This window comes from Marinicella sediminis, assembly GCF_002000055.1.
In the GTDB taxonomy this organism is placed as follows: Bacteria; Pseudomonadota; Gammaproteobacteria; order Xanthomonadales; family Marinicellaceae; genus Marinicella; species Marinicella sediminis.
In genome coordinates this window covers 1-2,892 of the sequence record NZ_MVBD01000027.1, presented here as the reverse complement: position 1 = coordinate 2,892, position 2,892 = coordinate 1, and the positions used below count along the sequence as shown (strand labels likewise).

Annotated in this window: 2 protein-coding genes; both read right to left on the bottom strand. The window is 45.0% G+C overall.

What is annotated here, in order from left to right; all coding sequences use genetic code 11:
- Nucleotides 1–686: 686 nt before the first annotated feature.
- Entirely contained in the window at nucleotides 687–1,481 is a 795-nt protein-coding gene (locus tag B0475_RS17245; protein ID WP_077413123.1) for a hypothetical protein, read from the bottom strand.
- Between the two features lie 34 nt (nucleotides 1,482–1,515).
- Nucleotides 1,516–2,892 (bottom strand): tetratricopeptide repeat protein (locus B0475_RS17240; RefSeq protein ID WP_157893054.1); only part of this gene is annotated, 1,377 nt, incomplete at its 5' end.

Below are 2,892 nucleotides of genomic sequence, written 5' to 3'. Positions count from 1 at the left end.
TGTTGCCACTGCTGTTTATTCAAAGGATCGGATTTTTTCATGTCATCACCAGGCCACACGCAGCCCGCGGAAAAACGTTGCACAGTATAACCCAATTGATGGGCTAAACATGGGACTTCCGCTCACAGATAACGCCTATATGAGTGGTTACACAAAATCCCATGTTGTTCAGAACTGAACCGCCGTTCTGAGTTGTTGGTACACACCATCCCTGACTCATCCCTGGGTAATGACTTCCTGTGATCCTTATCTCATGAAGCGCCCGGTGTGTGACGGGCGCTCACGGTCTTCCCTGATTCATCCCTGATCATTAACCATCCCTGCATTCCTTATGACAGCAGCCCTGGCTGGAGCCATTGTTGACTGTCATACCTTTATAAACGCAAAAACCTGGGGTTTCTTGTCAAAATTCAACACTTTTATCCATCCAGCCCCATCGACAGGTTCTGCAAAAATGAATCACAGTTTTTTCGACTGCTCAATCAGTGTTTATCAGGCTGGCGATGAGGCGGCTGACCGAAACAGGCTTTTGACTCCATCAATGGGCCGGCATTGTCAGTTTTTTACTTCAACAGGCCAATACATCAGTGGTTGATAAACTGCATATTTGTGTGATGAAGCAGGTCATCATTGAGCCACAAAAAAACCGGGATTAACCCGGTTTTTTTTCAGTGTTAAGAATGACTTTACTGGTTACGAGGCATTGGACCATGCAACACAATTTGATCACCAATCACAAAAGGTGTGGCTGCATCCACCATACCCAAATGGTTGATGCGTGGCTTCACTGAACTGACATCAGGCACTTTACTGTCATATCTGGCAGCACCTTTCTCATCAGTGATGATCATGTATGTATTGGCCATTTTATTGTCACCTTCCCAACGGTAATACACATCTGCTTCATCGCCTTTGATGGCATGGTACTTGATGTAAGTAGAACCATCTTTCTGGTTAATGAAACTGATTTCCATCAACCAGTAATCTCCTGCCACCGGCTTGGTATCCGGTTTGGTGAACGACTTGATGCGGATCAGATCCACATTCAGCATCACTGTACTGAGGTCATTTTCATCCTGGTAAACCCGAAACAGGGTAAATGAATCGCCATTCTCATACGAATTCACAAGACTGTCTACCCTCAGGGTAAATTCAAACTGAGCCAAAGTGTCTGGAAAGTCGTTCAGATCAAAGCCAAAAGTATTCTGGAACACCGCAAAGTCACCGGCTCTGGTTGGTTGCCCAACAATGTCAACAAAAGCCGTATCACAACTGAACGTTCTCAGGTTGCGGTCTTCGGCGTCAACTGTTTGCTTTAAGTTATTGACCCAAAATATCGAATCAATCCAGCTGGTTGTGTCAAAACCATCCCTGACAAAACCAGTGGGTGCCAAAACCGTCTCTATACATTTATCGTCATCATTGGACATGACTGGCAAACTGAACAAAATGACTGCTGTAATTACAATCGATCTAAACATGGTATTACTCCTTTCATTAATATGGGTATGGCATTCATTGTTCGACGGGATTGCCATACTTTTGATTTAACTTGTTTCCAAGTTGAAAATAAAAACTGTTTTTTCCTGCTTTGTGTTCAATAAATGGCCAGGCCTCTTTGATCAAAGTGGCGGCTTTCTCAGTTTCACCGGTCAGATCATAAAGGTACGCCAGATAGACACGGCTTTGTGACTCGCTGTAGCGTGCAGGCATATTAAATGCCGCAAAAAATTCAATTTGATTCTGCAATAACTGCTCAGCCTCTGCAAAGCGTTGCAACTCAATCAATGTTTTAGCGTATGCCCTTTGCATGATGTTTAAATTGATCAGTGCTTTCCCTTCAGCGCCTGTCATCAATTCAAAAGCCCTTTGATAGTACTTCAGTGAAAGCTCATATGCCTTGAGCTTAGAGGAATACAACTCGGCTGCATTATAGTAACTGCTTGCCAGGCGGGGGCTGTCCTCGCCATAAAGTTGGGTTTTGACCTCGATACCCTGATGATAAAAATCCAATGCCTTCTGTGGATCTCCCAGCCTTTCAGCCATGATTCCCAAACTGTTCAGTGAATTGGCCACTTTTAAATGATCTTGACCATAGATTGTCAACAGCAATTCATGCACTTCCAAAAATATTTGGTTGGCTTCTTCAAGTCGGCCAACGTCTTTCAACAGAATGGCCACGCTGGTTTTCACCTCACTGAGTTGGATGAGATCATCATGATGCTGTTCAAGTAATTCTGCGGCTTCCTGATACAACAACAGACTTGCGGGCTTTTCATCGATGTTTGACCGTTTGATGCGGGCCAGATTGATCAGGCTGTTCAGGTATTCATTGGAAGCCGCAGAATATCGTTGCAAAGCATCCATTCGGTTTTTAGATGCCAAAGCCGTGGCTTCATGAATCTGGCCACTGGCGTTCAGGATATTGGCCTTTAAAATGCTCAATGCCAGGGCATTCTGATCAGTTAACTCAGCATCTTGCAGCAAACTGATGGCTTCTTCTGCAGCATCCTCCTGCTGGTTACTCAATAACAGGCGCGCTGTTTTTAGGATGAACCGATGGTCTGCATCAGCATCCGACACCTGGGGCTGGTACATTTGATACAGTTCATGAGCCTGATCAAAGTCGGCCAGGCTTAAATAGACATCACCCAAAGCTTCCACCAAACGGTTTTTAACCAATGGATCAAAGGCTTCTCGTTCAATTTGGAGCATCCCTTGCCTGAGGATGTCACCAGCGGTCAGTTCAGTACCCAGGGTTTGGGTGGGGTCGGCTGATTTGAATGTTTCCACCAAAAAATCTGTCACCTCTTCGGCGACTTTTTTCTCAGTCAGCGCTTTGTCACGCTCGGCCATGATGGTTTGTGATTGTTGCCAAATCCACACCGATGA